Consider the following 26,472-nt stretch of genomic DNA (forward strand, 5'->3'; position numbering starts at 1 on the left):
TGGATCCCATTTAACGCCTTTCTACTTGTCCTTTTCAAGGCCCGTACCCTTCTGACCAATGTCACTGGCGTAATTTTGCAAAACAGGAATAATCCTTGCCTGTTTTTCAGGTGATGGCCTACCCGGCCGCCACCTTCGTGCGCCGTCTACCCGACTCAGCGCACCTGATTATTTGGAGATACACAATGTCTACCTCCCCTGTCACCCTGATGGTTGCGCGCCGCGTGGCCAAAGGGCGCTATGAAGAATTGATGGCCTGGCTGCGCGAAGGCGAGCAATTGGCCACTGACTTCCCCGGTTACCTGGGTTCCGGTGTACTGGCACCGCCGCCCAATGACGACGAATTTCAAATCATCTTCCGCTTTGCCGACGAAAAAACCCTGCATGCCTGGGAGTTTTCCGCCTCGCGCAGTGCCTGGTTGAGCCGTGGCAGCGAGCTGTTCGCCGACCCGTCCGAGCATCGCGTCAGTGGCATCGATGGCTGGTTCGGCGCCGTGGGCGCACGGCCGCCCCGCTGGAAACAGGCTGTGGCGATCTGGCTGGCGTTTTTCCCGGTGTCGCTGCTGTTCAACTTCGTCCTTGGGCCGCTGCTCAACGAATTGGACCTGGCCCCACGCATACTGGTCAGCACCCTGGCCCTCACGCCCTTGATGGTTTTCTGGTTCATTCCGCTGTCGACGCACCTGCTGGCGAACTGGCTGCACCCCACACCGCCGCCGCGCAAGGTCGCCGAAGCTGCCGCTTGAGTACAGGGGCGGCCGGTCGCTGGTATAGTTTCAACCTGCCAGCGACTTGAGCCTCCCATGACTGCAACGAACGCCCCGATCCTGATCACCGGTGCCGGCCAGCGTGTCGGCCTGCATTGCGCCGAGCGCCTGCTGGACGAGGGCCAGCCGGTTATTTTCAGCTACCGCAGCGAGCGTCCAGGCGTTGAGGCCTTGCGCGAGCGTGGCGCGATCGGCGTGTTTGCCGACTTCTCCAGTGAAGCCGGGATTCTGGCCTTCATCGCCCAACTGCAAACCCACACCAACAGCCTGCGCGCGATCATCCATAACGCTTCGGCGTGGGTCGCGGAAACGCCCGGCGACGAAAGCCGCGCATTTACCGACATGTTCAGCGTGCACATGCTTGCGCCGTACCTGATCAACCTGCATTGTTCACCCTTGCTGCAACGCTCTTCACCTGCCGACATTGTGCATATCAGCGACGACGTGGTGCGCAAAGGCAGCCGCCAGCATATTGCCTATTGCGCCACCAAGGCCGGGCTCGACAGCCTCACGTTGTCGTTTGCTGCGCAGTTCGCGCCGTTGATCAAGGTCAATGGCATTGCGCCGGCGATGGTGATGTTCAACGAGGGCGACGACGCGGCCTACCGCGCCAAGGTCCTGGCCAAATCGGCACTGGGCATCGAGCCCGGGCCCGAGGTGATCTACCAGAGCGTGCGTTACCTGCTGGACAACCCTTATGTCACCGGTACCACCCTGACCGTCAACGGCGGGCGGCATATCAAGTAAGCCGTTTGTGAGGATGTTGTATGACCTTGTCCCTGCCCCAACACTACCGCGAAATTCTCAAAGGCCTGGGCGAAGACCCGCAACGCGAAGGCTTGCTCGACACCCCGAACCGCGCTGCCAAGGCCATGCAGTACTTGTGTCACGGCTACGAGCAGAACCTGGACGAAATCGTCAACGGTGCGCTGTTCGCGTCCGACAATGACGAGATGGTGATCCTTAAGGACATCGAGCTGTATTCGCTGTGCGAGCACCATTTGCTGCCCTTTATCGGCAAGGCCCATGTGGCCTATATTCCGACCGGCAAGGTGCTCGGGCTGTCGAAGCTGGCGCGCATTGTCGACATGTACGCCCGACGCCTGCAGATCCAGGAAAACCTCACGCGGCAAATCGCCGACGCGATTCAGCAGGTCACCCAGGCCGCCGGCGTGGCGGTGGTGATCGAAGCCAAGCACATGTGCATGATGATGCGCGGCGTGGAAAAACAGAATTCAACCATGAACACCTCGGTGATGCTCGGCGCGTTCCGCGAGTCGAACACCACGCGCATGGAGTTCCTGCAACTGATTGGACGGAGCAAGTAGCAATGCCACAACTTCAACCAGGCATGGCGCGCATCCGGGTCAAGGACCTGTGCCTGCGCACCTTTATCGGCATCAACGAGGACGAAATCCTCAACAAGCAGGACGTGCTGATCAACCTGACCATCCTGTATGCCGCCCAGGAAGCCGTGCGCGACAACGACATCGACCACGCGCTGAACTACCGCACCATCACCAAGGCCATCATCGCCCACGTCGAAGGCAACCGCTTCGCCCTGCTCGAGCGCCTGACCCAGGAGCTGCTGGACCTGGTGATGAGCAACGAGTCGGTGCTGTACGCCGAAGTCGAAGTGGACAAGCCTCACGCGCTGCGCTTTGCCGAGTCGGTGTCGATAACGCTGGCTGCAAGCCGTTAGCGGCAAGCGATAAGCTAAAGGCCGACCACACTCCAACTTGCAGCTTGAAGCTTGCCCGCTTGAAGCTGTCTCAAAGAGACCACCATGAACGATCAACAACGCCTCGAACTCGAAGCCGCCGCCTTCCGCCGGCTGGTGGCACACCTGGACAGCCGCAAGGATGTACAGAACATCGACCTGATGAACCTCTCGGGCTTCTGCCGTAACTGCTTGTCCAAGTGGTACAAGGCCGAGGCCGACGAGCGCCACATCGAGCTGAGCCTCGATGACGCCCGTGAAGTGGTGTACGGCATGCCGTACGCCGAGTGGAAAGCCCAATACCAGAAAGAAGCCAATGCCGAGCAACAGGCGGCATTTGCCAAAGGAAAAACCCATGACTGATTTGAAGACCCTGCGCGCCAGCCTCAACAGCGGCGAACACGTTTTTGCCGACACCTTGGCTTTTGTCGCTGCCGGTTACGACTACCAGCCGCAAGCCTTCACCAATGGCAGCGTGGAAAACGCCGCCGGGCAGAACGAAGGGTCTTGCAAGACCCTGGGTCTGGCGCTGTTGGAAGGCTTGAGCGATCAGGAAGCGCTGCTGGCGTTTGGCGAGCATTACCGTTCGGTGGTGGCCACGCCTGAGGGCAGTGACCACGGCAATATTCGCGCGTTGATTGCGCACGGTTTGGCCGGTGTGACATTTGCCGCGCAGCCACTGAGCCGTAAATCCTGAGTCGAACATAGATCAAAATGTGGGAGCGGGCTTGCTCGCGAAGACGGTAGATCAGTCAATACATTTACGGCCTGACACACCGCTTTCGCGAGCAAGCCCGCTCCCACATTTGAACGGCGGTGATCATCAAATCCCGCGCATAAAAAAACCGGCCTCGCAGCCGGTTTTTTCATTTCAACGGGTTTAGAACGAAGCGTCCTTCAAACCGTCGAGGTAACGCTCGGCGTCCAGGGCCGCCATGCAGCCGGCGCCGGCCGAGGTGATGGCCTGACGGTAGACATGGTCAGCCACGTCACCGGCAGCAAAAATGCCTTCGATGTTGGTCGCGGTGGCATTGCCTTCACGGCCGCCTTGCACCACCAGGTAACCGTTTTTGGCCTCGAGCACGCCTTCGAACAGCGAGGTGTTCGGGGTGTGGCCGATCGCGATGAACACGCCGTCGACTTTCAGCTCGTCGAAGCTGCCGTCGTTGTTTTTCAGGCGAGCGCCGGTCACGCCCATGTTGTCGCCCAGGACTTCGTCCAGGGTGGCGTTGAGCTTGAGGATGATCTTGCCTTCAGCGACACGGGCGTGCAGCTTGTCGATCAGGATCTTCTCGGCGCGGAAGGTCTCGCGGCGGTGAACCAGGGTCACGGTGCTGGCGATGTTGGCCAGGTACAGCGCCTCTTCGACGGCGGTGTTGCCACCACCGACCACGGCAACAGGCTTGTTGCGGTAGAAGAAACCGTCGCAGGTCGCGCAGGCGGATACGCCTTTGCCCATGAACGCTTCTTCCGACGGCAGGCCCAGGTAACGGGCGCTGGCGCCAGTGGCGATGATCAGCGCGTCACAGGTGTACACACCGCTGTCGCCGGTCAGGCTGTAAGGCTTTTTCGAGAAGTCGACCTGGTTGATATGGTCGAAAACGATCTCGGTTTCAAAGCGCTCGGCGTGTTCTTTCATCCGCTCCATCAGCACCGGGCCGGTCAGGCCATGGACGTCGCCCGGCCAGTTGTCGACTTCAGTGGTGGTGGTCAACTGACCGCCCGCCTGCATGCCGGTGATCAGCAGCGGCTTGAGGTTGGCCCGGGCAGCGTAAACGGCAGCGCTGTAACCGGCAGGGCCGGAACCGAGAATAATCACTCGCGAATGACGGGTATCAGACATGACTCACTCCTATCGACCGTCCGGACTACAGAACGGCTGGAATAAAAAAGGACCGCGAAGCACTTGGGGAAGGCTTGAACTCGCCGGTCCTGAAAAATAATGGGTGCAGCGTATCGAGGGGGGCAAGATTAAGGAAATACGGAATAACAATCCAGCTCATAGGTGGTCTCTATCCCTGCCACCCGATTAATCGACGCCATTGTGCTTAGATGTTACCGCTGATGTCGCTGCTTTCGCCCAGGATGCAAAGGCGGTAAGGTCGGCGCGTTTGTCATTCTGCTCGGAGTTCTCCATGCCCGCCCCTGCTCTTTCCGGCCCGCAATACCTGCGCGAAGGCCTCAAACTGGTATTGAGCCCAGGCCTGCGCCTGTTTGTAGTGCTGCCGCTGGCGATCAACCTGGTGCTGTTCGTCGGTTTGATCTACTTCGCCGGCCATCAGTTCAGCCTGTGGGTCGACACCTTGATGCCGACGCTGCCGGGCTGGTTGAGTTTCCTCAGTTACATCCTGTGGCCGCTGTTTGTGGTGCTGGTGGTGCTGATGGTGTTTTTCACCTTCACCATGCTGGCGAATATCATCGCGGCGCCCTTCAACGGCTTTCTCGCAGAGAAAGTTGAAGTGGTGGTGCGCGGCACCGACGACTTCCCGCCGTTCAGCTGGGGCGAACTGGTGGCGATGGTGCCCCGCACGCTGGCGCGGGAAATGCGCAAGCTAGGCTACTTCCTGCCACGCGCCATCGGCCTGTTTATCCTGTCGTTCATTCCGGTGGTCAACCTGATCGCCGCGCCGTTGTGGCTGCTGTTCGGCGTGTGGATGATGGCGATCCAGTACATCGACTACCCGGCAGACAACCACAAGCTGGGCTGGAACGAGATGCTCGCCTGGCTGCGCCAGAAGCGCTGGCAGAGCATGAGCTTCGGCGGCATCGTCTACCTGGTGCTGCTGGTGCCCGTGGTCAACCTGCTGATGATGCCGGCGGCGGTGGCCGGGGCCACGCTGTTCTGGGTGCGCGAGCAAGGCGCCGAGGCGATGGCAATGCAGAAAGTGACCCGATCATAAATCCATCATGCCAATGACACAATGACGACATGGCCCACGGTGACACTGTGGGTCATGACGACAGCTTCGCTTCACATCACCCTGATCACCGAAACCTTCCCGCCAGAGATCAACGGGGTGGCCAATACCCTTGGCCGCTTGTGTGAAGGTTTGCGCGCGCGCGGCCATCAGGTCGAGTTGGTGCGCCCACGCCAGGGCAGCGATCAAAGCCGCCCCAGCGATGACGCGCTGCTGCTGTGCCGCGGCTGGCCGCTGCCGGGCTACCCCGGCCTGCAATGGGGCCAGTCGTCGATGCATAAGTTGCTGCGCCGCTGGACCCGTCAGCGCCCCGACGTGCTCTACATCGCCACCGAAGGCCCATTGGGCTTGTCGGCGTTGCGCGCAGCACGGCGCCTGGGCATCAGCGTGGTCAGTGGCTTTCACACCAACTTCCAGCAGTACTCGAACCAATACGGTTTGAGCCTGCTCAGCCGCATGGTCACGCACTATTTGCGCTGGTTCCATAACCGCTCGACGCTGACGCTGGTCCCCAGCACCAGTCAGCGCCTGGAGCTGGAGCGGCGGAATTTCGAGCGCCTGGGAATGTTGGCGCGCGGGGTCGACAGCCAGTTGTTCCACCCGGCGAAACGCGACCACGCGTTGCGGGAAAGTTGGGCATTGAACGCTGAACAGATCGCCGTGCTGCACGTAGGTCGACTGGCGCAGGAGAAAAACCTGGGGCTGCTCAAGCGCTGCTTTGAAACCTTGCAAGACACGTATCCGTTGCGCCAGATGAAACTGATCATCGTCGGCGATGGCCCACAACGCACGATGCTGGAAAAGGAACTGCCGGAGGCGATTTTCTGCGGCACCCTGCGCGGTGAAGAACTGGCCCGGCATTACGCTTCCGGCGATGTGTTCCTGTTCCCCAGCCTGACTGAAACCTTCGGTAACGTGGTGCTGGAGGCCATGGCCTCGGGATTGGGGGTGGTGGCCTACGACCAAGCGGCCGCAACCCAGCATATCCGCCATGGCTACAACGGCGTGCTGGCGATGCCCGGGGATGAGGCTGCGTTTTGCGATGCTGCCAATTGGTTGCTGGAAGATGCAGAGAGCCTGCGCCGCATGCGCCTGAATGCTCGCCAACATGCGAGCCGCCAGGGCTGGCCGGCGATTATCGAACAGTTCGAACGCCAGTTACGCGGAGTGTGCAAGGACGGACACCCGGTGCCCGCCCTTTCGCCTCTTACACCAGGGTCGTCAACGCCTCACGACTGAACGGCAGGATGTCGCCCTCGCGCCCCTCGCGCACCTTCACCGCCCAATCCGGGTCCACCAGCAAGGCACGGCCCACAGCGACCAGGTCGAACTCATCGTTGTTGAGGCGCTCCAGCAGCTTTTCCAGGCTGGCGGGCTGCGCGACCTTGTCGGTGTTGACCATAAACTGCAGGAACTCGCCGTCCAAGCCGACGCTGCCGACGGTGATGGTCGGCTTGCCGGTGAGCTGGCGGGTCCAGCCGGCCAGGTTGAGGTCGGAGCCTTCGAATTCCGGCTCCCAGAAACGACGGGTGGAGCAGTGGAAAATATCCACACCCGCGTCGGACAACGGCTTAAGGAACTCACCCAGCGCCTCGGGTGTTTGCACCAGGCGCGCAGTGTAGTCCTGCTGCTTCCACTGCGAGAAACGCAGGATGATCGGGAAGTCCGGGCCTACGGCGGCGCGGGTGGCCTGGATCAATTCGATGGCAAACCGCGAACGGTTGGCCAGACTGCCACCGTATTCGTCGGTGCGCTGGTTGGTGCCTTCCCAGAAGAACTGATCAACCAGGTAACCGTGGGCGCCGTGGATCTCTACGCCGTCCATGCCGATGCGCTGGGCATCCTTGGCGGCTTGGGCGAAGGCATTGATCACGTCCTGGATGTCCTGGGTGGTCATGCCGTGGACGACCACATTGCCGTCCTTGAGTTTTTCCATCGGCCCGTAGGCCGGTACGCTGGCGTCAGGCTCGGTGCCGATACGGCGCACGCTGCCCACGTGCCATAGTTGCGGCACGATCTTGCCGCCTTCGGCGTGTACGGCGTCGACCACTTCTTTCCAGCCGGCCAGCGCGGCCTCACCGTAAAAATGCGGAACGTTCGGGTAACCGTTGGAGGCCTGATGACCGACCACGGTGCCTTCGGTGATGATCAGGCCCACGCCGGCGGCAGCGCGGCGGCGGTAGTATTCGATGACCTTGGCATTGGGCACGCCACCCGGCGAAAACGAACGGGTCATGGGCGCCATGACCACGCGGGTCGACAGTTGCAGTGCACCGAGCTGGAAAGGTTTGAACAAGGCTTGGACAGGCATGGGAGCACTCCGCGGAAGAGGTATTTATGATGCGGATAATATGGGCAGTGCGCAGCGCCTGAAAGCACTATTGATTTGGGTGATTAAGGGGTAAAAGTCAGGAAGTGAATCACCACAGACCTGTGGCGAGCGGGCTTGACTCGGGTTGGGCGGCGTAGTGGCCCTGTTTGAAGCCAGCGCGGTTATCGGCTTAATGCGGTGTGGGTTTTGGGGCTGCTTCGCAGCCCAACGCGGGGCAAGCCCGCTCGCCACAACAAGCCCGCTCGCCACGACAAGCCGGCTCGTCATGACAAGAGCGCTCGCTACAAGGAGCGCGCTTGCCGATAAAAGCCTTTGGCAGCGTTCAGCTCAGGGCTTTTTCGATGGCCTGCACGATCGTCGGATCATCTGGCGCGGTACGCGGCGAGAATCGAGCCAGCACTCGGCCGTCCTTGCCGAGCAGGAATTTCTCGAAGTTCCAAGTGATATCCCCGGGAAACTCGGCGCCCTCGCCCGCCAGTAAGCGGTACAACTGGTGGCGATCGTGGCCGTTGACGTCGAGCTTGCTGCCCAATGGGAAGGTCACGCCGTAGTTCACGTTGCAGAACGCCTGGATTTCTTCCTCGGTGCCCGGTTCCTGGCCTGCAAACTGGTTGCACGGCAGGCCCAATACGGTAAATCCTTGGCCCTTGTACTGCTGATAGAGGTTTTCCAACGCCGCGTATTGCGGGGTCAAGCCACATTTGGAGGCCACATTCACCACCAGCACAACTTGCCCCTTGAAGGGCGCCAGCGGTAGCTCTTGACCGTCCAAAGCTTTGAGTTTCAGGTCGTGGAAAGCACTCATGACGAACTCCAGATATCCCATGTTCTTCGCGTTGCGGCCGTTCGAGATTACAGACTGCAAGCCTGCAATCATAGACGCCGATTACAAAACTCGCCCGCCGGTTACTGAGCGGTCGGCCACGGCAAAATCGGAATCGCCGTGACTGCGTTTTGCGGGCTGCCTTCGATCAAACGATCGCTGTAGACCAGGTAAACCAGGGTATTGCGCTTCTTGTCGAGGAAGCGCACCACCTGCATGGTCTTGAACACCAGCGAGGTGCGTTCCTTGAACACTTCGTCGCCATCCTTGAGCTCACCGTTGAAATGAATCGGGCCAACCTGGCGGCAGGCTATCGAGGCTTCGGCGCGGTCCTCGGCCAGGCCCAGGCCGCCTTTGACGCCGCCCGTCTTGGCGCGCGACAGGTAGCAGGTCACGCCATCAACCTTGGGATCATCAAACGCCTCGACCACGATCCGGTCGTTAGGCCCGACAAATTTGAACACCGTCGACACCTGGCCAATTTCTTCAGCCGAGGCCAGCAGCGGCAGAGCCAGCAACAGGCCGAGTACTCCGTTCATGACGCGCATCGTGTATTCCCTTTATTTAGACCAGGATCAGGTTATCGCGGTGAACCAGTTCGGGTTCGGCCATGTAACCTAATAGTCCGACAATCGCGTCAGACGATTGTCCAATGATTTTCTGCGCTTCAAGGGCGCTGTAGTTGGCCAGGCCACGGGCGATCTCACGACCGTCGGGCGCCACACACACCACCATCTCGCCACGGCGGAAGCTGCCCTGCACCAATTTGACGCCCACTGGCAGCAGGCTCTTGTTGCCTTGGGACAGCGCCGACACGGCACCCTCGTCCAGCACCAGCGTGCCACGGGTTTGCAGGTGCCCGGCCAGCCATTGCTTGCGCGCCGCCAGCATGCCGCGTTCCGGCGACAGCAACGTGCCAATGCGCTCACCGGCCTTGAGACGGTCCAGCACACGCTCCAGGCGCCCGCCGACGATGATGGTATGCGCACCGGAACGCGCGGCCAGGCGTGCAGCACGCAGCTTGGTCTGCATGCCGCCACGGCCCAGGGCGCCGCCGACACTGCCGGCCACGGCATCCAGCGCCGGGTCATCGGCGCGGGCTTCGTAGATCAGCTGGGCATCGGGGTTGTTGCGCGGGTCGGCGTCGAACATGCCGTCGCGGTCGGTGAGGATCACCAGCAGATCGGCTTCCACCAGGTTGGCCACCAGCGCGGCCAGGGTGTCGTTGTCGCCGAAGCGAATTTCGTCGGTGACCACCGTGTCATTCTCGTTGATCACCGGGATCACTTTGAGCTCGACCAACGCGCGCAGGGTGCTACGGGCGTTGAGGTAGCGCTTGCGGTCGGACAGGTCGTCGTGGGTCAGCAGGATCTGCGCCGTGTGGCGGCCATGCTCGGCAAAGCTGGATTCCCAGGCTTGCACCAGGCCCATCTGGCCAATGGCAGCGGCGGCTTGCAGCTCGTGCATCGCGCTGGGTCGCGCGGTCCAGCCGAGGCGGCTCATGCCGGCGGCCACAGCCCCGGACGACACCAGCACCAACTCGACACCGGCCTCATGCAAGGCCACCATCTGCTCGACCCAGACGCTCATGGCTGCGCGATCCAGACCTTTGCCATCCGCCGTCAGCAGCGCACTTCCGATCTTTACGACCCAGCGCTGCGCACCTGTCACTTTGCTCCGCATCATCTTCAACCTTAGATTGAGGGCTGCGCGACCCAGCGCGGCCCATAACGTTATTCGTGACTACTTTAGTGACTGCTCGTATACCCAGATACCAAAACGCCGCTCGAGTGAGCGGCGCTTAAGTTTACTGCAACGAATCAGTCGCGCACGTAAATGATTTCCGGACCGTCTTCATCATCCACGTCTTCTTCGTCCCAATCATCGTCGCCGATGTCATGGACCGACTTCACGCCGCTGCGGCGCAGGGCACGCTGGTCATCCAGGGCTTGCAGCTGGGCACGGGCTTCGTCTTCGATCTGTTGATCGAGCTCAGCGAGTTCGGCCTTGAATACCGGGTCGGCCGCCAGGCGGTCGGCGCGGTCTTCCAGGTAGCGCATGATGTCGCGGGTCAGGCGTTCGGTGCCTTCTTTGGCGATGGCCGAGATCACGTAAACCGGACCTTCCCACTCCAGGCGATCGACGATTTCCTTGACGCGCTCTTCGTGCTCTTCTTCCAGGATCTGGTCGCACTTGTTGAGTACCAACCAACGATCGCGCTCGGCCAGGGCCGGGCTGAACTTGGTCAGTTCGCTGACGATCACTTCGGCGGCGTCCGGTGCGCTGGTCTCATCCAGCGGCGCCATGTCGACGAGGTGCAGCAGCAAACGGGTACGCGACAAGTGCTTGAGGAAGCGAATCCCCAGGCCGGCGCCATCGGAAGCACCTTCGATCAAGCCTGGAATGTCGGCGATCACGAAGCTTTTCCAGCGGTCCACGCTGACCACGCCCAGGTTTGGAACCAGAGTGGTGAACGGGTAGTCGGCGACTTTCGGCTTGGCGGCCGAGACCGAGCGGATGAAGGTACTTTTGCCGGCATTCGGCAGGCCCAACAGGCCGACGTCTGCCAGTACTTTCATTTCCAGCTTGAGGTCACGCTGCTCGCCCGGCTTGCCCGGCGTGGTCTGGCGTGGTGCACGGTTGGTACTGGACTTGAATCGGGTGTTACCCAGACCGTGCCAGCCGCCCTGCACAACCATCAGTTTCTGGCCGGCCTTGGTCAGGTCGCCAATCACTTCCTGGGTGGCCGAGTCGATGATCGTGGTGCCGACCGGTACGCGCAGTACCAGGTCTTCGCCTTTTTTACCGGTGCAGTCGGTGCTGCCGCCGTTGGAGCCACGCTCGGCATCGAAGTGCCGGGTGTAACGGTAGTCGACCAGGGTGTTGAGGTTTTCGTCGGCCATCATGTAGATGGAACCGCCGTCACCGCCGTCACCACCGTTGGGGCCACCGTTTTCGATGAATTTTTCGCGACGGAAACTCATGCAACCGTTACCGCCGTCGCCTGCTTTTACTCGGATGGAAACTTCATCAACGAACTTCATAACAAAACGCCTCTCGTCGCACGGACGAGCTTAAGAAACCAAGACATAAGACTCTTGCAAAAATGAGCGCAGCGACCTCAAACAATGACCGCGTATCCAGCGCCTGAGCTCATTACAAACAGCTTTGCAAGAGACTCACTCCACAAACGAAAAAGCCCCGTCGCGAGACAGGGCTTTTCCAGCGATCGCGCAATTAAGCGGCGACAACGCTCACGTAACGGCGGTTGAAAGCGCCTTTTACTTCAAACTTGATCACGCCTTCGATTTTAGCGAAGAGGGTGTGATCTTTACCCATGCCAACACCGTAACCGGCGTGGAATTGGGTGCCGCGCTGACGCACGATGATGTTGCCCGGAATGATTTTCTGGCCGCCATACATCTTCACGCCAAGGCGTTTGGCTTCTGAGTCGCGACCGTTACGGGTACTACCACCAGCTTTTTTGTGTGCCATGAGTCAATTCTCCTAGTGAGGAATTAGGCTGAAATTAAGCCTGAATACCGGTGATTTTGATCTCGGTGTACCACTGGCGGTGGCCCATACGCTTCATGTGGTGCTTACGACGACGGAACTTGATGATGCGGACTTTATCGTGACGACCTTGGGAGATCACTTCAGCCACAACGGTAGCGCCAGCAACAACTGGAGCGCCGATGTTCACGTCATCGCCATTGGCGACCAACAGAACGCGATCAAAGGTAACGGATTCGCCAGTGGCGACTTCCAGTTTTTCGATCTTCAGGTATTCACCTGGGGCGACCTTGTATTGCTTGCCACCAGTAACAATTACTGCGTACGACATGGTATTTCTCCGATAATCCTGCTCACCCAGCGCTTTATAAGAAGAGGTATTGGCTGGCATGGCTGCATGGGATGGACGTCCCGAATGCAATTGCGTAAGGCAGGTGCTGCCCAGGAAGTTCAGGGTGCGCGATTGTACGCAAGGCAACGGAGCGTTGCAAGAGGCCGTCTATCGCGCCTTGACACCCGGGGGTGAGGGTCCTAGCATGCCGCGCAACCCTTCTGGAGCGACTGTCGCTGATGCAACCCCAAGCTTTCTACCGCGCGGTCGCGGACGATTTTAGCGCCGTCGACGGCATCATCAAGCAGCAGCTGACTTCTAAAGTGCCGCTGGTCTCCAAAATTGGCGACTACATTACGTCGGCGGGCGGCAAACGCCTGCGTCCTTTATTAGTGTTGCTGTGTGGCAAGGCCTTGGGCCGCGAAGGCGATGACCTGCGCCTGCTGGCCGCCACCATCGAATTCCTGCACACCGCCACCCTGCTGCATGACGACGTGGTCGACATGTCCGGCATGCGCCGTGGCCGTGAGACCGCCAATGCCATGTGGGGCAACGCCCCCAGTGTGTTGGTCGGCGATTTTCTGTACTCGCGCTCGTTCGAAATGATGGTCGAACTGGGCTCGATGCCGGTGATGAAGATTCTTTCACAAGCCACGCGCATCATCGCCGAAGGCGAAGTGTTGCAACTGTCGAAGATCCGCGACGCCAGCACCACCGAAGAAACCTACATGGAAGTGATCCGCGGCAAAACCGCGATGCTCTTCGAAGCCTCTACTCACAGTGCTGCCGCCCTGTGCGGCGCCACTGCCGAACAGGCCGAAGCCCTGCGCACCTTTGGTGATCACCTGGGCGTGGCGTTCCAGTTGGTGGACGACCTGCTCGACTACAAGGGCGACGCCGAAACCCTGGGCAAGAACGTCGGTGACGACCTGGCCGAGGGCAAGCCGACCTTGCCGCTGATCTACACCATGCGCGAAGGTACGCCGGAACAGGCCGCCCTGGTGCGCAAGGCGATCCAGAAAGGCGGGATCGAAGACCTGGAGGCCATCCGCGCAGCTGTGGAAGCCTCGGGCTCTCTGGAGTACACCGCGCAACTGGCGCGTGACTACGTCGCCCGCGCCATCAAGTGCCTTGAAGCCCTGCCTGCCAGCGAATACCGGGACGCCCTGGTCGAGCTGAGTGAATTCGCGGTCGCCCGTACGCACTGACGACGATTGATGCAGTGGGCTTGTGTGGGAGCGGGCTTGCTCGCGAAGGCGGTGGATCAGAAACGTATTCAGTGACTGACACTACGCATTCGCGAGCAAGCCCGCTCCCACATTTAGACCTCATTACTCACTCACCGCACCGCCCTCGCTACAAAACCCTATATAATGTGCGACTTTAGCCATTCCTGACTTTCAAGGAGCTTTAGTGAGCACGTTGCCACCCTGCCCGAAATGCAATTCCGAATACACCTACGAAGATGGCGCCCAGCTGATCTGCCCGGAATGCGCCCATGAGTGGTCCGCCAATGGCGAGGCCGAAGCAGCCGGTGATGAAACCGTGAAGAAAGACTCTGTAGGCAACGTCCTGCAAGACGGCGACACCATTACCGTGATCAAAGACCTCAAGGTCAAAGGCACTTCCCTGGTGGTCAAGGTGGGCACCAAGGTCAAAAACATCCGCCTGTGCGACGGCGATCACGATATCGATTGCAAGATCGACGGCATCGGCCCGATGAAACTCAAGTCCGAGTTTGTGCGCAAAGTCTGAATCTGCTGCCTCCATCCCGCGCCCGCCGCGGGATGGCGTTTCGCCCTCTGCGTTGATCACGCGCAATATCCACACAGAAAAACCAGGAAACCGCCAATAGGCACTTGCTATTCTACGAATAAGAATTATTCTCATTGAAACCCATCAAGGAGAACGACTCATGACTTATTTGATAGATGCCTGGCTGGACCGCCCACACCCATACCTGCGAATCCTGCATCGGGAAACCGGTGAAGTCTGTGCAGTGCTGGAAGAAGAAGCCCTGAATGAGCTGCAGGACCAGGGCGACCTGGACGTGAATGGCCTGAGTTCCAGTGAACCTGGGGTGCTGAAGGAAGTGGTGCGTAATCTGTTTCTGTTCTGCTATGCCCGAGCGTTGCGCCCGACGACTGAGGTCAATGGCAAGTTCCATCCATGAGCGAGCCAACACACAGGCCCTATGTGGGAGCTGGCTTGCCTGCGATAGCCTCAACTCGGTAAGGCGTCAGACCGAGTCGTCTGCATCGCGGGCAAGCCCGGCCCCCACATAAAGCCGATGCCAGTGCTATCAGGTCTTACAGAACGTCGAGCAGCTCGACGTCGAACACCAGAACGCTGTGCGGCGGGATGCTGCCAACGCCTTGAGCGCCGTAAGCCAGTTCGCTCGGCACGTACAGACGCCATTTGCTGCCGGCATTCATCAGTTGCAGGGCTTCGGTCCAGCCAGCGATCACGCCGCCAACCGGGAATTCTGCAGGCTGGCCGCGCTCGTAGGAGCTGTCGAACACAGTGCCGTCGATCAGGGTGCCGTGGTAGTGAGTACGCACTTGGTCTTCACGGGTCGGCTTGGCGCCTGTACCGGCAGTCAGTACTTCAAACTGCAGGCCGGAAGCCAGGGTAGTGATGCCATCACGCTTGGCATTTTCAGCCAGGAACGCCAGGCCAGCGCCAGCCGCGGCTTCAGCCTTGGCAGCCGCTTCGGCTTGCATGATTTCACGGATAACTTTGAAGCTGGCCGCCATTTGCTCTTGGTCAACGCGGCTTGGCTTGCCGGCGAACGCGTCGGTCAGGCCAGCCAGGATGGCGTCGATGCTCACGCCCGGTGGCGGGTTGTCGCGCAGTTGGTCGCCCAACTGACGGCCGATACCGTAGCTGACGCGGGTTTCGTCGGTGGACAGATTAACTTCGGACATGAAGAGGCTCCGCTGTAGGGCCATTACGAAAAACGCTGTTTTGCGTGGCGGCCCTGAACTAAAAGGGCCAGCAGACTAGCACACAAGACCGGCCGATGATGAGCCCCCCGTCCCCGGCCTCTGAGGGCCGGCAGGGAATCGATTGCTCTACGGCGATGGCGACCCTTTGTCGCACCCGGATTAAAAACATTTCAGAATCCCCCGCCTGCGCCGATACAGCCCTACACACTTTGGCTGGCTCAAACAACAACACCGTCCAGCAGACATACATCATTCTTGCGGAGCATTCGATGAATAGCTGGTTCGGCAACATCAGCGTCAACCTCAAACTCGGCCTGGGCTTCGGCCTGGTGCTGGTCCTCACGTCAATCCTGGCACTGACCGGCTGGACCAGCCTGGGCGGCCTGATCGACCGCAGCAACTGGATGAGCGACATCACCCAGCTCAATGCCTCGCTGACCAAGCTGCGCATCGTGCGCCTGCAATACATGCTGGCCAACGGCGACGAAGCCGTGGCACAGAACGTACAGACCAGTCTCGACGCCTTCGCCGCCCAGCAACAGAAACTGCTGGACAGCTTCAAGAGCCCGGAAAACCTCAAGCTGCTCAACGAGCAGAAAGCCGTCATCACCGCGTACCAGCAGTCCCTGAACAAAATGCGCGAGGCCTACCGTAACGGTAACGCCGCGCGCCAGGTCATGGGCGACAAGGCCGACATCGCCAACACCCAGATCGACGCGCTGGAAACCAGTGTGCAGCAGATGCCCGACAGTCCGGAGCGCTTCACCCAGTACCAGGCCGTCACGCGCGCCAAGGAAGAGTTCCAGTTGAGCCGCTATGAAGTGCGCGGCTACACCTACAATCCCAGCGCAGAGACCGAAGTCCGCGCCGCCGCACAGATTGAAAAAGCCATCAGTGGTTTGAAAAATCTCAGCGCCGCACTCGGCGCCAGCCAACAAAGCGCGTTGACCTCGTTGGAAACCGCGCTCGGTGCCTATCGCAGCGCCGTGCAAAGTTACAAGGCGGCCAACGCCAACATCGTCAGTGCCCGTGCGGAAATGACCACCCAAGGCGCCGATATCGTCACCATCAGCGACAAGCTGTACGACATTCAACTGAATCGCCGTGACGCCGAAAGTACCCAGGCCCGCAGCCTGCAACTGATCAGCACCTTGCTTGCCCTACTGGTCGGCATCATTGCTGCACTGGTGATTACCCGTCAGATCACTCGCCCGATCCAGGACACCCTGGCCGTGGTGGAGCGCATCGCTTCCGGCGACCTGAGCCACAATATCCAGGTGACCCGTCGTGACGAGTTGGGCGTATTGCAACAAGGCATCCAGCGCATGGGCACCACCCTGCGTGAATTGATCAGCGGTATTCGCGATGGCGTGACCCAGATCGCCAGCGCCGCCGAAGAACTGTCGGCCGTAACCGAGCAGACTAGTGCCGGCGTCAACAGCCAGAAGATCGAGACCGATCAAGTCGCCACGGCGATGCACGAAATGACGGCCACCGTGCAGGAAGTCGCACGCAACGCCGAGCAAGCCTCGCTGGCCGCTGCCGACGCCGACGGCCAAGCCCGCGCGGGCGACAAAGTGGTGGCCGAGGCCATCGCCCAGATCGAACGCCTCGCTGCTGAAGTGGCGCGCTCTACCGACGCCATGACGCACCTGCAGCAAGAGAGCAACAAGATCGGCAGCGTAATGGACGTGATCAAGGCCGTGGCCGAGCAAACCAACCTGCTGGCACTCAACGCCGCGATTGAAGCTGCGCGTGCCGGTGAAGCCGGCCGCGGCTTTGCCGTGGTCGCCGACGAAGTGCGTGGCCTGGCCCAGCGCACACAAAAATCCACCGAAGAAATCGAAGGCCTGGTCGCCGGCCTGCAGAACGGCACTCAGCAAGTGGCCACCGTGATGAACAACAGCCGCAGCCTCACCGACAGCAGCGTTGAGCTGACGCGCAAAGCGGGTGTGTCGCTGGAAAATATCACCCGTACGGTGTCGAACATCCAGTCGATGAACCAGCAGATTGCAGCCGCGGCCGAGCAGCAAAGTGCCGTGGCCGAAGAGATCAGCCGCAGCATTGTGAACGTGCGTGATGTATCCGAGCAGACCGCAACGGCGAGCGACGAGACGGCCAAGTCGAGCGTAGAACTGGCGCGTCTGGGCAGCCAATTGCAGCAGATGGTCAGCCACTTCCGGGTTTAAAAAACCAAAAAACCGCCTCGGCCGAAACCGAGGCGGCTCCACTTCTCAGACCTTACAGGTCATCGAAGCTGTCCCGCAGGAATGTCCACACGTGATAAACACGCAGGGCACTCACTACGAGGTTCCACGTACGTCGTGCAAACTTAGACATACTCGGCCCTCCAAGCGTTGGGCCTTACCTCCAGCGCACTTACCGGAACACGTGAGCCTTGGGATGCACATCACTGCTTCCTTTGAGGCGGCCGGGCTTTGGTTCCTCCCGCATCAATCCGGCACGGATTACTAGCCCGTGGCGTTCGGTCCATTATTCCGCGCGCATACCCAACCACCTACAAAACGACGTACTTGGAACGGCGCTGATACTAACCAACCTCCCGGTAAAAGGTGTGACGGGCATCGATAAAACCTATAGAAAGGTCCGCGAATTCATTGCCAAACTTTACCGCGCATTTTGGGTGAAAAATGAAAAGTCCCGATCGTCGCCAAGTCTTGCCTGGCGTAATAACCAGCAGTAGTATCCGCGTTGCACATCACTGCTTCCAATGAGACAGCAACCCCAGCCACTCACTGGGTTTGCAATAAAAAACCGCCCTACTAAGGCGGTTTTTTATTGCCTGCAATTGCCCTGTCAGCCCTCGCCTTCCTCGACAAACACCAGCCGATTACCAAACGGATCACCGATGCTCATCTCCCGCGAGCCCCACGGCGTTTTTTCAACGCCAGGCTTGGCATACCGATAATCCTTGGCCAGCAATTGCTGCTGATACGCGTCCACGCCTTGCGCCTGAATCCGCACCGCTGACCCCGGCGACGCATCGCCATGATGCTCGGACAAATGCAGCACGCACTCACCCAACGACACCTGCAGATACAACGGGAAATTCGCTTCGAAGCGATGCTGCCAGTCGACCTTGAACCCGAGGAAGTCGACGTAGAATTCCAACGCTTTGGCTTCGTCGAATATCCGCAGAATGGGGGTGACTTTTCCTAAGTGCATGACGACAGCTCCGTGTATGAAAGCGCCCACTATAGAGTCGAAAACCCACCACGCAAATCCCCATTGCGCGCCAAAAACCGCCCTGGCCGCTGACCATTGGCCTGCCCATCGCTGTAGCTCAACACGCCATTGATCCACACGCAATCAATGCCTTCAGCCGCGCGTTGTGGCGCCTTGAAGTCCGCCACGTCGCGCACCCGCAATGGGTCGAACAACACCAGGTCAGCCCAATACCCTTGACGAATTTCCCCACGCTCGGCCAAACCAAAGCGCGCCGCCGACAGCCCGGTCATCTTGTGCACCGCCGTGTGCAGCGGGAACAACCCCACGTCCCGGCTGAAATGCCCCAACACCCGTGGAAACGCGCCCCACAAGCGTGGATGCGGGAACGGGTCTTCCGGCAAGCCATCAGAGCCCACCATCGACAGCGGATGCGCGAGGATGCGTCGTACATCCTCCTCATCCATTCCGTAGTACACCGCCCCCGCCGGTTGCAGGCGACGTGCTGCGTCCAGCAGCGAAACGTCCCACTCGCCGGCAATATCCTGCAAGTCGCGCCCGCCGACTTCCGGGTGCGGCGTCGACCAGGTGATGGTGATGCGAAACGCATCGGTGACCTGCTTGAGGTCCAGGGTCGAAGAGCTGGCCGCATAGGGATAGCAATCACAGCCCACCGGGTGGGTTTTTGCAGCCAGTTCCAGCGACGCCAACAGCTGCGGACTGCGCCCCCAGTTGCCCGCACCGGCGCACTTGAGGTGGGAAATAATCACCGGTGCCTTGGCGTGTCGGCCGATCAAAAACGCTTCGTCCATCGCCTCCAGCACGGGCTCGAATTCGCTGCGCAAATGCGTGGTGTACACCGCACCAAACGCCGTCAGTTCTTCACTGAGTTGCAGCACTTCATCGGTCTGGGCATTAAACGCGCTGCCGTAGGCCAGGCCTGTGGATAAACCCAGCGCGCCAGCCTCAAGACTTGCTCGCAACTGCACACGCATGGCGCCGATTTCATCCGGCGTGGCGGTGCGGTGCAGGTCGTCCATATGGTTGCTGCGCAGCGCCGTATGGCCGATCAACGCCGCGACATTGACCGCCGGATGAGCGCTTTCCACAGCAGCGCGGTAATCGGCAAACCGCGGGTAAGCGAACGCCTCACGCGTGCCCAGCAGGTTCATCGGGTCCGGCGGATCGCTACGTAAACTCACCGGCGAGGCGCTGATGCCGCAGTTGCCGACAATCACCGTGGTCACGCCCTGGCTGAGTTTGGGCAGCATCTGCGGATGGCGGATCACCACCGTGTCGTCGTGGGTGTGCACGTCAATAAACCCCGGCGCCAGAACACGACCCTGCGCCTCGATCTCATGCTCGGCCTGCGCAGTCGCCAGGTCGCCGATTGTCTCGATACGCCCGTCACGCAGCCCTACATCGGCGACATAACCTGGTGTGTTGCTGCCATCAATGATCAGCGCCTGGCGAATCAGCGTGTCGTACTTCATATCAATCTCCAAGCGGCAGGCTATCGGGGCCGCCGCGATAATCGTCCAGGGCCAGCTTGATCCGGCGCAGGCGTTCCTGGTTCTCGTCCGGCATGACCAGCGCCAGCTCGGTGGCGAGCAGGTCGATGGCCAACAGCATTCCGTAGCGCGCCGCGGTGGGCTTGTAGATAAAACTGGTTTCGGCCGGCTGCAGCGGCAACAACACGTCCGCCAGCTGCGCCAGTGGTGAATCGGCCAAGGTGATGGCGACGATGGGCGCATCGTAATTGCGCGCCAGCCTCACCACGTCCAACAACTCGGGCGTGAGGCCAGAGAGCGAACACACGATCAGCGCCTGCTCAGGGCCCAAGGTCGCGGCGGTGACGCGCATCATCACCGGGTCGCGGCAAGCGGCAATCGGGTAACCCAGGCGCACCAGTCGCACTTGCAACTCTTCACTGCACAGGCTCGACGGGCCGCCCATGCCGAATGCGTGAATCATCCGCGCCTTGCCCAACAGGCTGACGGCATCGACAAAACTCGCCTGGTTGAACCCCGACAGATGCTGACGCAAGGTCAGTTCGATATCGCCGAGAATCTGCCGATGAAACGCCGACTGCTCCGGCAACCCCGCCGGGTCCAGGAAGCGGCTGCCCACCCCGCTGGCCTGGGCCAGTTGCAAGCGTAAATCGCGCAAGTCGCGGCAGCCGACGCTGCGGGCAAACCGCGACAAGGTCGCCGTGCTGACTTCGGCGCGTTGGGACAACTCCTCCAGGCTGGCCGACGCGGCGAAGCCCACGTCATCGAGCATCAGTTTGGCGATACGCCCTTCGCCGGCGCTGAAGGAATCCTGGCGGGCGCGGATCTGGTAGAGGATGTCCATCGGGGCTCCGGATTACACAATGAGACTCATAAAACAAGCGACAGACCGTAAGTCAGACCGAACGCGACCACCGAGATCAACGTCTCCAGCACGGTCCAGGTCTTGAAGGTCTGGATCACCGTCATATTGAAGTATTCCTTGATCAGCCAGAAGCCGCCGTCGTTGACGTGGGAAAAGATCACCGAACCCGCGCCAGTCGCCAGCACCAGCAACTCAGGGTGTGGATAACCCAGGCCCATGGCGACGGGCGCGACCACACCGGAGGCCGTGGTCATGGCCACGGTGGCCGAGCCGGTGGCGATGCGCATCAGCGCAGCAAACAACCAGCCCATCACCAGCGGCGACAGATGGAAGGCGTGGGCCAGGCCGAGAATTTCATTGGTGACGCCCGCGTCCACCAAAATGCGATTCAAGCCACCACCGGCGCCCACCAGCAAGGTGATGCTGGCGGTCGGTGCCAGGCATTCGTTGGTGAACTTGAGGATCGCCTCGCGGTTGAAGCCCTGGGCCAGGCCCAAGGTCCAGAAGCTCACCAACGTCGCGACCAACAGCGCGATCACCGAGTTGCCGATAAACAGCAGGAACTGGTTAAAGCCAGTACCGGGTGTAGAAATCACATTGGCCCAGCCGCCGATCATCATCAGCACCACCGGCAACAGGATGGTGCCCATGGTCAGGGTAAAGCTCGGCAAACGGGTGCGCGGCTCGCGCTCGATAAACTGGCGCTCCAGCGGGTTCTGCGCTGGCAGGTGAATGCGCGGCACGATGAACTTGGCGTACAACGGGCCGGCGATGATGGCCGTGGGAATACCGATCAGAATCGCATACAGCACGGTCTGCCCAACCGAGGCGTTATACGCCAGCACCGCCATCATCGCCGCCGGGTGCGGCGGCACCAGCGCATGCACCACCGACAAGCCGGCGACCATCGGCAAGCCGACCATCAGAATCGACACGCCAACTCGCCGCGCCACGGTAAAGGCAATCGGCACCAGCAACACAAAACCGACCTCGAAAAACAGCGGCAGCCCTACCAGGAAGGCAATACACACCATCGCCCAGTGCGCATTGCGCTCGCCGAAGCGGTTGATCAGCGTGCGCGCCACCTGCTCGGCGCCGCCGGACTCGGCCATCATCTTGCCGAGCATGGTGCCCAGCGCCACCACCAGGGCAATGTGCCCCAGGGTTTTACCCACGCCCGCCTCGTACGAGCCCATGATGGTGTCCGCCGGCATGCCGGCCATCAGCGCCAGGCCAATGGACACCAAGGTGATGACGATAAACGGGTTGAGTCGGTAACGTGCGATCAGCACGATCAATGCAATGATGGCGATGGCAGCGTATGCCAACAGCCCCAAGCCCAGTGGTGCGGCCATGCGGTACTCCTTGGAAAGGGTCACGTCGAATTGGTTGTGAAACTCATAAATCATTCCTCGATTAAATTTTCAATTTCTATGAAAGTAATTTTCGCCCACGGATAAGTGCTGTCGCTTGGGGACATGCCCGGCGCCAGCCAATGAAAATCCGAGGGGTGTTCTTACATGAAGTTTTTGCCGTGCCGAAACTCAACCGTAAGGGCCGAGTCTGAGAGGGCAGCCCTACCGTCGTTCAGGAATCCCGACAATGAATCGCAAGACTCTGCTTGTTCCTTTCGCCGCCAGCGCGCTGTTGCTGGCGTTCTGCAGCAGCGCCTCGGCCGCCGAGAATGCGGCGCTGAAAAAATGCATGGACAGCGCCAACACCACCGTCGACATGGTCAATTGCAACGTCAAGGAAACCAAGGTTCAGGACGATCGCCTGAACAAAGCCTATAAAACCGCCCTGGCCGCCCAGGAAGGCGACCGCCAGCAGAAGCTGCAGGACGTGCAGCGCCTGTGGCTCAAATACCGTGACGCCAATTGCGCCTTCGCAGGCTCAGCCACCGGCGGCACCATCGACCAGGTCAACGGCTCCGGCTGCGTGCTGGACATGACCCAGACCCGCGCCCAGGAACTCGAAGACCTGGTCGGGCCGTGATCAGTTACTCATGATGAACGCGCGCACGCTTTAACAGCTTCTTGCAGCGCTCGGACAAATGCAGCACCCGCAGATGTTTGCCGGCCTTGCTGTAGCGCTCTCGCAAGGTCATCAGCGCGGCAATCGCCGAGTAGTCAACAAAGCTCAGGTGACGGCAATCCAGCGTTACCTGAGCCGGGTCGTTGGCCGGGTCGAACTGGTTCAGAAACGGCGTGGTCGAGGCAAAGAACAACGTGCCATGTAGCCGGTACAGCTTGCTGCCGTCGGCCTCCAGATGTTCATCGGCATACAGCTCGCGCGCCTGTTGCCAGGCGAAGTTCAGCGCCGCAATCACAATGCCGCACAGCACGGCCGTGGCCAGGTCGGTAAACACGGTAATCACCGTCACCGCCAGAATCACCAGCACATCATTGGCCGGCACTTTGTTGATCACCCGCAACGAGGCCCAGGCGAAGGTCTGCTGCGACACCACAAACATCACGCCCACCAGCGCCGCCAGCGGAATCCGCTCGATCAGCGGCGACAGAAACAAAATGAACAACAGGATCATCACCCCGGCAAACACCCCGGAGAAGCGCCCGCGCCCGCCGGAGCTCAAGTTGATCACGGTTTGCCCGATCATCGCGCAACCGCCCATGCCGCCGAACAGCCCCGAGACCATATTCGCCGCGCCCAGGGCCACGCTTTCGCGGTCTGGGTAGCCCCGGGTTTCGGTGATTTCGTCGGTGAGGTTCAAGGTCAGCAGGGTTTCCAGCAGGCCGACCATCGCCATCAGGAACGCATAGGGCGCGATGATGCCGAGGGTTTCCAGGGTCCAGGGAATTTGCGGCAGCGCGAAGGTCGGCAGGCCACCGGCGATGTGCGCCATGTCACCCAGTGTGCGGGTTGGCAGGCCGAGCAGGTACACGGCCAAACCGACGCCGAGGATCGCCACCAGCGCGGGCGGCACGGCGCGCGTCAGGCGCGGCAGCAAATAGACAATCGCCATGGTCACCGCCACCAGGCCGATCATCACGTATAACGGCGTGCCGCTGAGCCAGCTTTCGCCGCTTTTGAAATGTTCCAGTTGCGCCAAGGCGATGATGATCGCCAGGCCGTTGACGAAACCGAGCATCACCGGGTGCGGCACCATGCGCACCAGCTTGCCCAGACGCAACACGCCGAACGCGACCATGATCAGCCCGCCCAGCAACACCGTGGCCAACAAGTACTCCACGCCGTGTTGCACCACCAGCGCGACGATCACCACCGCCATCGAACCGGCGGCGCCCGAGACCATGCCGGGCCGGCCACCGAATAACGCGGTGAGGGTGCAAATGATGAAGGCGCCGTAGAGCCCCATCAGCGGGTTGAGGTGGGCGACCAGGGCAAAGGCGATGCATTCGGGCAGCAGCGCAAAGGACGTGGTGAGGCCGGCCAGGGCATCGGCGCGCAGACGAGTGAGGTTCATGAGGTACCAGGGCGTTGCGGGGAATAAGGCGGGGAATGGTACGGAATTGCAGGGAGTGGGGCCAGTAAAGCGTAACAACAAATGACCGAGGCGCCTTCATCGCAGGCAAGCCAGCTCCCACATTTCAATGTATTCACAATCCAAAATGTGGGAGCCGGGCTTGCCCGCGAAGGCAGCACCGCGGTGCTAAGCGAACATCACACCATTTCGTTGCGAATCCACTCCACCACCGACGTACGCTTCGGCGCCCAGCCCAGCAGTTCACGGGCATGCTTGCCCCGCACGCGGCTGTTGGAGCCCAGGCCATAGTTGGCCATTTCATAGCCCCACTCGGCTTCAGCCTCCGCCAACGGCCAATCCTGCGGCTTGCCCAGATTCAGCGCTTCGGCGATGGCGGTGGTCATGTCGACAAACGCCGCTTCACCGCTTTCCACAAAGTAGAAGGTGCCCGGCACATTCTTCTCAAGCGCCAGCAGGTACAGCACTACCACGTCTTCGATGTGCACGTTGGACCAGATGTTCTGCCCAGTGCCCACATGGCGCACCACGCCACTTTTGCGCGCCTGCTTGAGCAGCCGTGGCAATTGCACGCTGTCACGCTTCACACCCAGGCTGTGGCCATAAATCAGGGTGTTGCAGATCACCGCCGAACTCACGCCGTCTTTGGCCGCCGCCAGAATCAGATTATCGATGGCCACGCGCGCAGCCTTGTCGACGGTCGGCTTCGGCAGGTTGTCTTCAAAGTAGACGACATCGCTGGCCTTGCCGCCCGACGCATCGCCAACGATGCTCGAACCGCTGGTGTGCAGGAAGGGCTTGTTCGAGCCCTTCAAGGCGGCCAGCAAGGTTTCGACGGCAGCGCGATGGTCGCTGCTGGCGGCGTTGATAACTGCATCGGCCTTCGAAGCCTGCTCGGTCAACACGGCCGAGTCATCCAGGGTGCCGATCACGGGGGTGATGCCCAGGGCGGTCATTTCAGCGGCTTGTTCGGCGCTGCGCACCAGGCCGGTAACGGTGTGGCCAGCCTTGACCAGACCAGTGGCGATGGAGCCGCCGATAAAACCCGCTGCGCCGGTAACGAATACATTCATGGAGTGTGCTCCTGACGGGGTAAGTGATGGGTCCAGTATCGAGGACTCACCCCTGTCGAATAAGACCGTATTGCCCAATTCAATCTTGCGCACAGGTCACGAATCAGCAGGCATACCGCGCCAGCTTGGTCTGAATGAAGTCCAGGAAGCACTGGATGCGCAACGCCAATTGCGAGTTGCGATAGAACACTGCGTGGATCGGCTGGCGATAACCACTGTTAAACGCCTCCAGCACCGGCACCAGCCGCCCGGCATTGATGTCTTCGACCGTCATGAAGTTCGACAGGCAGCAAATGCCCTGCCCTTCCAGCGCCAACTGGCGCAGGGTTTCGCCACTGGAGGCAGCGATGCTCGGCTGGATCAGCCAACGGTCGCCTTCCACATGGCGCAACGGCCAATGGTTGAGGGTTTCGGTCTGGGTGAAGCCCAGCAACATGTGGTCCGCCAACTCGGCCACCGTCGTGGGCGTACCGTGTTGCTTGAGGTAGTCGGGGCTGGCGAGGATATGCAGCGGCGTGCAGCCAAGGGAACGGGCATGCAACGTGGAGTCGGCCAGGGCGCCGATACGGATGGCAATGTCGGTGCTCTGTTCCAGCAGGTCGATGATCAAGTCATCGCTGTTCAGCTCCAGCTGGATGTCCGGGTAGAGGCTGCGAAACTCGGCGATGTACGGCACGATCCCGTGCAGCATGAAGGGCACGGCGGCATTGATGCGCAGCCGCCCGGCCGGGTTTTTCTGGCGCGACGACAGGCGCTCTTCCAGATCATCCATCTGCGCCAGGATCACCTTGGCCTGCTCGAAGAAGTACTTGCCCTCTTCGGTCAGGTCCATGCGCCGCGTGGTGCGGTTGATCAGCGTGGTGTCGAGCTTGGCTTCCAGGCGCGACAAGGTGCGGCTGACCGCCGACGGCGTCTGCCCGACCTGCTCCGCCGCGGCGGAAATCGAACCGCACTCAATCACGCTGACGAAGATCTGTAACTCATCGGATCGGGCTTTCACAGGCTGTCCTTCTTGATCGGTG

General features: G+C 60.5%; 29 protein-coding genes and 1 pseudogene. 14 read left to right on the top strand and 16 right to left on the bottom strand.

Going from position 1 to position 26,472, the window contains the following annotated elements; all coding sequences use genetic code 11:
- Window positions 1-185 precede the first annotated feature (185 nt).
- From ACP7B3_RS21505 to ACP7B3_RS21530, 6 genes are all read left to right on the top strand, one after another.
- Entirely contained in the window at window positions 186-746 is a 561-nt protein-coding gene (locus tag ACP7B3_RS21505; protein ID WP_242201111.1) for an antibiotic biosynthesis monooxygenase, read from the top strand.
- A gap of 57 nt (window positions 747-803) precedes the next feature.
- Window positions 804-1,514 (top strand): dihydromonapterin reductase, encoded by a 711-nt coding sequence (gene folM, locus ACP7B3_RS21510; protein WP_145164312.1) that lies wholly within the window; start codon window positions 804-806, stop codon window positions 1,512-1,514.
- Window positions 1,515-1,534: 20 nt separating this feature from the next.
- A complete protein-coding gene (gene folE, locus ACP7B3_RS21515) occupies window positions 1,535-2,095 on the top strand; it encodes a GTP cyclohydrolase I FolE (RefSeq protein ID WP_426180676.1) in 561 nt (186 codons plus the stop codon).
- 2 nt (window positions 2,096-2,097) lie between these two features.
- Window positions 2,098-2,469: a dihydroneopterin triphosphate 2'-epimerase gene (folX, locus tag ACP7B3_RS21520; protein WP_003194073.1), complete on the top strand. Its 372-nt coding sequence runs from the start codon at window positions 2,098-2,100 to the stop codon at window positions 2,467-2,469.
- Window positions 2,470-2,553: 84 nt separating this feature from the next.
- Entirely contained in the window at window positions 2,554-2,850 is a 297-nt protein-coding gene (locus tag ACP7B3_RS21525) for a DUF1244 domain-containing protein (protein WP_106578210.1), read from the top strand.
- Window positions 2,843-3,184 carry a HopJ type III effector protein gene (locus tag ACP7B3_RS21530; protein WP_426180678.1) on the top strand — a complete coding sequence of 114 codons (342 nt, stop codon included), beginning with the start codon at window positions 2,843-2,845 and terminating at the stop codon, window positions 3,182-3,184. Before ACP7B3_RS21525 ends, ACP7B3_RS21530 begins: the two co-directional genes overlap by 8 nt.
- A 183-nt stretch (window positions 3,185-3,367) precedes the next feature.
- Here ACP7B3_RS21530 and trxB read toward each other — a convergent pair whose 3' ends face one another.
- Window positions 3,368-4,330, bottom strand: a complete 963-nt coding sequence (trxB, locus tag ACP7B3_RS21535) for a thioredoxin-disulfide reductase (RefSeq protein WP_426180680.1) — start codon at window positions 4,328-4,330, stop codon at window positions 3,368-3,370.
- Window positions 4,331-4,622: 292 nt separating this feature from the next.
- On the opposite strand from trxB, the gene cysZ reads away from it, so the two are divergent.
- Together cysZ and ACP7B3_RS21545 are read left to right on the top strand one after the other, a co-directional pair.
- Window positions 4,623-5,387 carry a sulfate transporter CysZ gene (gene cysZ / locus ACP7B3_RS21540; RefSeq protein WP_106578208.1) on the top strand — a complete coding sequence of 255 codons (765 nt, stop codon included), beginning with the start codon at window positions 4,623-4,625 and terminating at the stop codon, window positions 5,385-5,387.
- 54 nt (window positions 5,388-5,441) lie between these two features.
- Entirely contained in the window at window positions 5,442-6,644 is a 1,203-nt protein-coding gene (locus ACP7B3_RS21545) for a glycosyltransferase family 4 protein (RefSeq protein WP_119736716.1), read from the top strand.
- Here the strand turns inward: ACP7B3_RS21545 and ACP7B3_RS21550 are convergent.
- The 7 genes from ACP7B3_RS21550 to rplU all read right to left on the bottom strand — a co-directional run bounded on the left by ACP7B3_RS21550 (window position 6,613) and on the right by rplU (window position 12,404).
- Window positions 6,613-7,716 (bottom strand): NADH:flavin oxidoreductase, encoded by a 1,104-nt coding sequence (locus ACP7B3_RS21550; RefSeq protein ID WP_145164322.1) that lies wholly within the window; start codon window positions 7,714-7,716, stop codon window positions 6,613-6,615. The two genes, ACP7B3_RS21545 and ACP7B3_RS21550, sit on opposite strands and share 32 nt — an antisense overlap.
- A gap of 343 nt (window positions 7,717-8,059) precedes the next feature.
- Window positions 8,060-8,542 (bottom strand): glutathione peroxidase, encoded by a 483-nt coding sequence (locus ACP7B3_RS21555; RefSeq protein WP_106578205.1) that lies wholly within the window; start codon window positions 8,540-8,542, stop codon window positions 8,060-8,062.
- A gap of 101 nt (window positions 8,543-8,643) precedes the next feature.
- Window positions 8,644-9,108, bottom strand: a complete 465-nt coding sequence (locus ACP7B3_RS21560; protein ID WP_145164324.1) for a CreA family protein — start codon at window positions 9,106-9,108, stop codon at window positions 8,644-8,646.
- 16 nt (window positions 9,109-9,124) lie between these two features.
- A complete protein-coding gene (proB, locus tag ACP7B3_RS21565; RefSeq protein WP_005791305.1) occupies window positions 9,125-10,243 on the bottom strand; it encodes a glutamate 5-kinase in 1,119 nt (372 codons plus the stop codon).
- Between the two features lie 137 nt (window positions 10,244-10,380).
- Window positions 10,381-11,604, bottom strand: coding sequence for an Obg family GTPase CgtA (cgtA, locus tag ACP7B3_RS21570; protein ID WP_101272965.1), 1,224 nt, complete (start codon window positions 11,602-11,604; stop codon window positions 10,381-10,383).
- 193 nt (window positions 11,605-11,797) lie between these two features.
- Window positions 11,798-12,055: a 50S ribosomal protein L27 gene (gene rpmA, locus ACP7B3_RS21575; RefSeq protein ID WP_003176049.1), complete on the bottom strand. Its 258-nt coding sequence runs from the start codon at window positions 12,053-12,055 to the stop codon at window positions 11,798-11,800.
- 34 nt (window positions 12,056-12,089) lie between these two features.
- Entirely contained in the window at window positions 12,090-12,404 is a 315-nt protein-coding gene (gene rplU / locus ACP7B3_RS21580) for a 50S ribosomal protein L21 (protein ID WP_007950961.1), read from the bottom strand.
- 239 nt (window positions 12,405-12,643) lie between these two features.
- On the opposite strand from rplU, the gene ACP7B3_RS21585 reads away from it, so the two are divergent.
- The 3 genes from ACP7B3_RS21585 (at window position 12,644) to ACP7B3_RS21595 (ending at window position 14,577) form a co-directional block, all read left to right on the top strand.
- A complete protein-coding gene (locus tag ACP7B3_RS21585; protein ID WP_145164326.1) occupies window positions 12,644-13,612 on the top strand; it encodes a polyprenyl synthetase family protein in 969 nt (322 codons plus the stop codon).
- Window positions 13,613-13,817: 205 nt separating this feature from the next.
- Window positions 13,818-14,159 (top strand): zinc ribbon domain-containing protein YjdM, encoded by a 342-nt coding sequence (locus ACP7B3_RS21590; RefSeq protein WP_017254008.1) that lies wholly within the window; start codon window positions 13,818-13,820, stop codon window positions 14,157-14,159.
- A 160-nt stretch (window positions 14,160-14,319) separates the two neighbouring features.
- Complete coding sequence (locus tag ACP7B3_RS21595) at window positions 14,320-14,577, top strand: hypothetical protein (protein WP_145164332.1); 258 nt, start codon at window positions 14,320-14,322, stop codon at window positions 14,575-14,577.
- 136 nt (window positions 14,578-14,713) lie between these two features.
- Here the strand turns inward: ACP7B3_RS21595 and ACP7B3_RS21600 are convergent, their stop codons facing one another.
- The gene (locus ACP7B3_RS21600; RefSeq protein WP_106578202.1) at window positions 14,714-15,331 is read right to left on the bottom strand and encodes an FKBP-type peptidyl-prolyl cis-trans isomerase; all 618 of its coding nucleotides are present in this window, start codon (window positions 15,329-15,331) and stop codon (window positions 14,714-14,716) included.
- Between the two features lie 425 nt (window positions 15,332-15,756).
- On the opposite strand from ACP7B3_RS21600, the pseudogene ACP7B3_RS21605 reads away from it, so the two are divergent.
- Window positions 15,757-16,638 (top strand): annotated as a pseudogene (locus ACP7B3_RS21605) (methyl-accepting chemotaxis protein); the annotation flags it as partial.
- A 198-nt stretch (window positions 16,639-16,836) separates the two neighbouring features.
- Window positions 16,837-17,541 carry a methyl-accepting chemotaxis protein gene (locus ACP7B3_RS21610; RefSeq protein ID WP_404488488.1) on the top strand — a complete coding sequence of 235 codons (705 nt, stop codon included), beginning with the start codon at window positions 16,837-16,839 and terminating at the stop codon, window positions 17,539-17,541.
- Between the two features lie 628 nt (window positions 17,542-18,169).
- Here ACP7B3_RS21610 and ACP7B3_RS21615 read toward each other — a convergent pair.
- The 4 genes from ACP7B3_RS21615 to ACP7B3_RS21630 are packed head-to-tail and all read right to left on the bottom strand — an operon-like array spanning window position 18,170 to window position 22,269.
- Window positions 18,170-18,538: a glyoxalase superfamily protein gene (locus ACP7B3_RS21615; protein ID WP_426180686.1), complete on the bottom strand. Its 369-nt coding sequence runs from the start codon at window positions 18,536-18,538 to the stop codon at window positions 18,170-18,172.
- A gap of 29 nt (window positions 18,539-18,567) precedes the next feature.
- Window positions 18,568-20,031, bottom strand: coding sequence for an N-acyl-D-amino-acid deacylase family protein (locus ACP7B3_RS21620; protein ID WP_426180688.1), 1,464 nt, complete (start codon window positions 20,029-20,031; stop codon window positions 18,568-18,570).
- A 1-nt stretch (window position 20,032) separates the two neighbouring features.
- A complete protein-coding gene (locus ACP7B3_RS21625; protein WP_119736703.1) occupies window positions 20,033-20,893 on the bottom strand; it encodes a MurR/RpiR family transcriptional regulator in 861 nt (286 codons plus the stop codon).
- 26 nt (window positions 20,894-20,919) lie between these two features.
- Window positions 20,920-22,269 carry a gluconate:H+ symporter gene (locus ACP7B3_RS21630; protein ID WP_242201127.1) on the bottom strand — a complete coding sequence of 450 codons (1,350 nt, stop codon included), beginning with the start codon at window positions 22,267-22,269 and terminating at the stop codon, window positions 20,920-20,922.
- A 247-nt stretch (window positions 22,270-22,516) separates the two neighbouring features.
- Here ACP7B3_RS21630 and ACP7B3_RS21635 point away from each other — a divergent pair, with 247 nt between their 5' ends.
- The gene (locus ACP7B3_RS21635; protein WP_404484936.1) at window positions 22,517-22,909 is read left to right on the top strand and encodes a lysozyme inhibitor LprI family protein; all 393 of its coding nucleotides are present in this window, start codon (window positions 22,517-22,519) and stop codon (window positions 22,907-22,909) included.
- Between the two features lie 4 nt (window positions 22,910-22,913).
- Here ACP7B3_RS21635 and ACP7B3_RS21640 read toward each other — a convergent pair whose 3' ends face one another.
- From ACP7B3_RS21640 to ACP7B3_RS21650, 3 genes are all read right to left on the bottom strand, one after another.
- The gene (locus ACP7B3_RS21640) at window positions 22,914-24,359 is read right to left on the bottom strand and encodes a SulP family inorganic anion transporter (RefSeq protein WP_369302181.1); all 1,446 of its coding nucleotides are present in this window, start codon (window positions 24,357-24,359) and stop codon (window positions 22,914-22,916) included.
- 197 nt (window positions 24,360-24,556) lie between these two features.
- Window positions 24,557-25,450 carry an NAD-dependent epimerase/dehydratase family protein gene (locus tag ACP7B3_RS21645; RefSeq protein WP_426180691.1) on the bottom strand — a complete coding sequence of 298 codons (894 nt, stop codon included), beginning with the start codon at window positions 25,448-25,450 and terminating at the stop codon, window positions 24,557-24,559.
- A 103-nt stretch (window positions 25,451-25,553) separates the two neighbouring features.
- A complete protein-coding gene (locus ACP7B3_RS21650; RefSeq protein ID WP_426180693.1) occupies window positions 25,554-26,450 on the bottom strand; it encodes a LysR substrate-binding domain-containing protein in 897 nt (298 codons plus the stop codon).
- Between the last annotated feature and the right edge of the window lie 22 nt (window positions 26,451-26,472).

Source organism: Pseudomonas sp. TWRC1-2 (assembly GCF_049896685.1).
Classification (GTDB): Bacteria; Pseudomonadota; Gammaproteobacteria; order Pseudomonadales; family Pseudomonadaceae; genus Aquipseudomonas.

Bases quoted from the DNA above. Each gene is read 5' to 3' on its own strand.
- ACP7B3_RS21530 (WP_426180678.1), top strand. From the start codon at position 2,843: ATGACTGATTTGAAGACCCTGCGCGCCAGCCTCAACAGCGGCGAACAC.
- cysZ (WP_106578208.1), top strand. From the start codon at position 4,623: ATGCCCGCCCCTGCTCTTTCCGGCCCGCAATACCTGCGCGAAGGCCTC.
- ACP7B3_RS21595 (WP_145164332.1), top strand. From the start codon at position 14,320: ATGACTTATTTGATAGATGCCTGGCTGGACCGCCCACACCCATACCTG.
- ACP7B3_RS21640 (WP_369302181.1), bottom strand. From the start codon at position 24,359: ATGAACCTCACTCGTCTGCGCGCCGATGCCCTGGCCGGCCTCACCACG.
- ACP7B3_RS21505 (WP_242201111.1), top strand. From the start codon at position 186: ATGTCTACCTCCCCTGTCACCCTGATGGTTGCGCGCCGCGTGGCCAAA.
- ACP7B3_RS21615 (WP_426180686.1), bottom strand. From the start codon at position 18,538: ATGCACTTAGGAAAAGTCACCCCCATTCTGCGGATATTCGACGAAGCC.
- ACP7B3_RS21645 (WP_426180691.1), bottom strand. From the start codon at position 25,450: ATGAATGTATTCGTTACCGGCGCAGCGGGTTTTATCGGCGGCTCCATC.
- ACP7B3_RS21625 (WP_119736703.1), bottom strand. From the start codon at position 20,893: ATGGACATCCTCTACCAGATCCGCGCCCGCCAGGATTCCTTCAGCGCC.
- ACP7B3_RS21600 (WP_106578202.1), bottom strand. From the start codon at position 15,331: ATGTCCGAAGTTAATCTGTCCACCGACGAAACCCGCGTCAGCTACGGT.
- ACP7B3_RS21585 (WP_145164326.1), top strand. From the start codon at position 12,644: ATGCAACCCCAAGCTTTCTACCGCGCGGTCGCGGACGATTTTAGCGCC.
- ACP7B3_RS21545 (WP_119736716.1), top strand. From the start codon at position 5,442: ATGACGACAGCTTCGCTTCACATCACCCTGATCACCGAAACCTTCCCG.
- cgtA (WP_101272965.1), bottom strand. From the start codon at position 11,604: ATGAAGTTCGTTGATGAAGTTTCCATCCGAGTAAAAGCAGGCGACGGC.
- ACP7B3_RS21620 (WP_426180688.1), bottom strand. From the start codon at position 20,031: ATGAAGTACGACACGCTGATTCGCCAGGCGCTGATCATTGATGGCAGC.
- ACP7B3_RS21560 (WP_145164324.1), bottom strand. From the start codon at position 9,108: ATGCGCGTCATGAACGGAGTACTCGGCCTGTTGCTGGCTCTGCCGCTG.
- ACP7B3_RS21525 (WP_106578210.1), top strand. From the start codon at position 2,554: ATGAACGATCAACAACGCCTCGAACTCGAAGCCGCCGCCTTCCGCCGG.
- folE (WP_426180676.1), top strand. From the start codon at position 1,535: ATGACCTTGTCCCTGCCCCAACACTACCGCGAAATTCTCAAAGGCCTG.
- folM (WP_145164312.1), top strand. From the start codon at position 804: ATGACTGCAACGAACGCCCCGATCCTGATCACCGGTGCCGGCCAGCGT.
- ACP7B3_RS21635 (WP_404484936.1), top strand. From the start codon at position 22,517: ATGAATCGCAAGACTCTGCTTGTTCCTTTCGCCGCCAGCGCGCTGTTG.
- rpmA (WP_003176049.1), bottom strand. From the start codon at position 12,055: ATGGCACACAAAAAAGCTGGTGGTAGTACCCGTAACGGTCGCGACTCA.
- rplU (WP_007950961.1), bottom strand. From the start codon at position 12,404: ATGTCGTACGCAGTAATTGTTACTGGTGGCAAGCAATACAAGGTCGCC.
- ACP7B3_RS21630 (WP_242201127.1), bottom strand. From the start codon at position 22,269: ATGGCCGCACCACTGGGCTTGGGGCTGTTGGCATACGCTGCCATCGCC.
- folX (WP_003194073.1), top strand. From the start codon at position 2,098: ATGCCACAACTTCAACCAGGCATGGCGCGCATCCGGGTCAAGGACCTG.
- trxB (WP_426180680.1), bottom strand. From the start codon at position 4,330: ATGTCTGATACCCGTCATTCGCGAGTGATTATTCTCGGTTCCGGCCCT.
- proB (WP_005791305.1), bottom strand. From the start codon at position 10,243: ATGCGGAGCAAAGTGACAGGTGCGCAGCGCTGGGTCGTAAAGATCGGA.
- ACP7B3_RS21555 (WP_106578205.1), bottom strand. From the start codon at position 8,542: ATGAGTGCTTTCCACGACCTGAAACTCAAAGCTTTGGACGGTCAAGAG.
- ACP7B3_RS21610 (WP_404488488.1), top strand. From the start codon at position 16,837: ATGACGGCCACCGTGCAGGAAGTCGCACGCAACGCCGAGCAAGCCTCG.
- ACP7B3_RS21550 (WP_145164322.1), bottom strand. From the start codon at position 7,716: ATGCCTGTCCAAGCCTTGTTCAAACCTTTCCAGCTCGGTGCACTGCAA.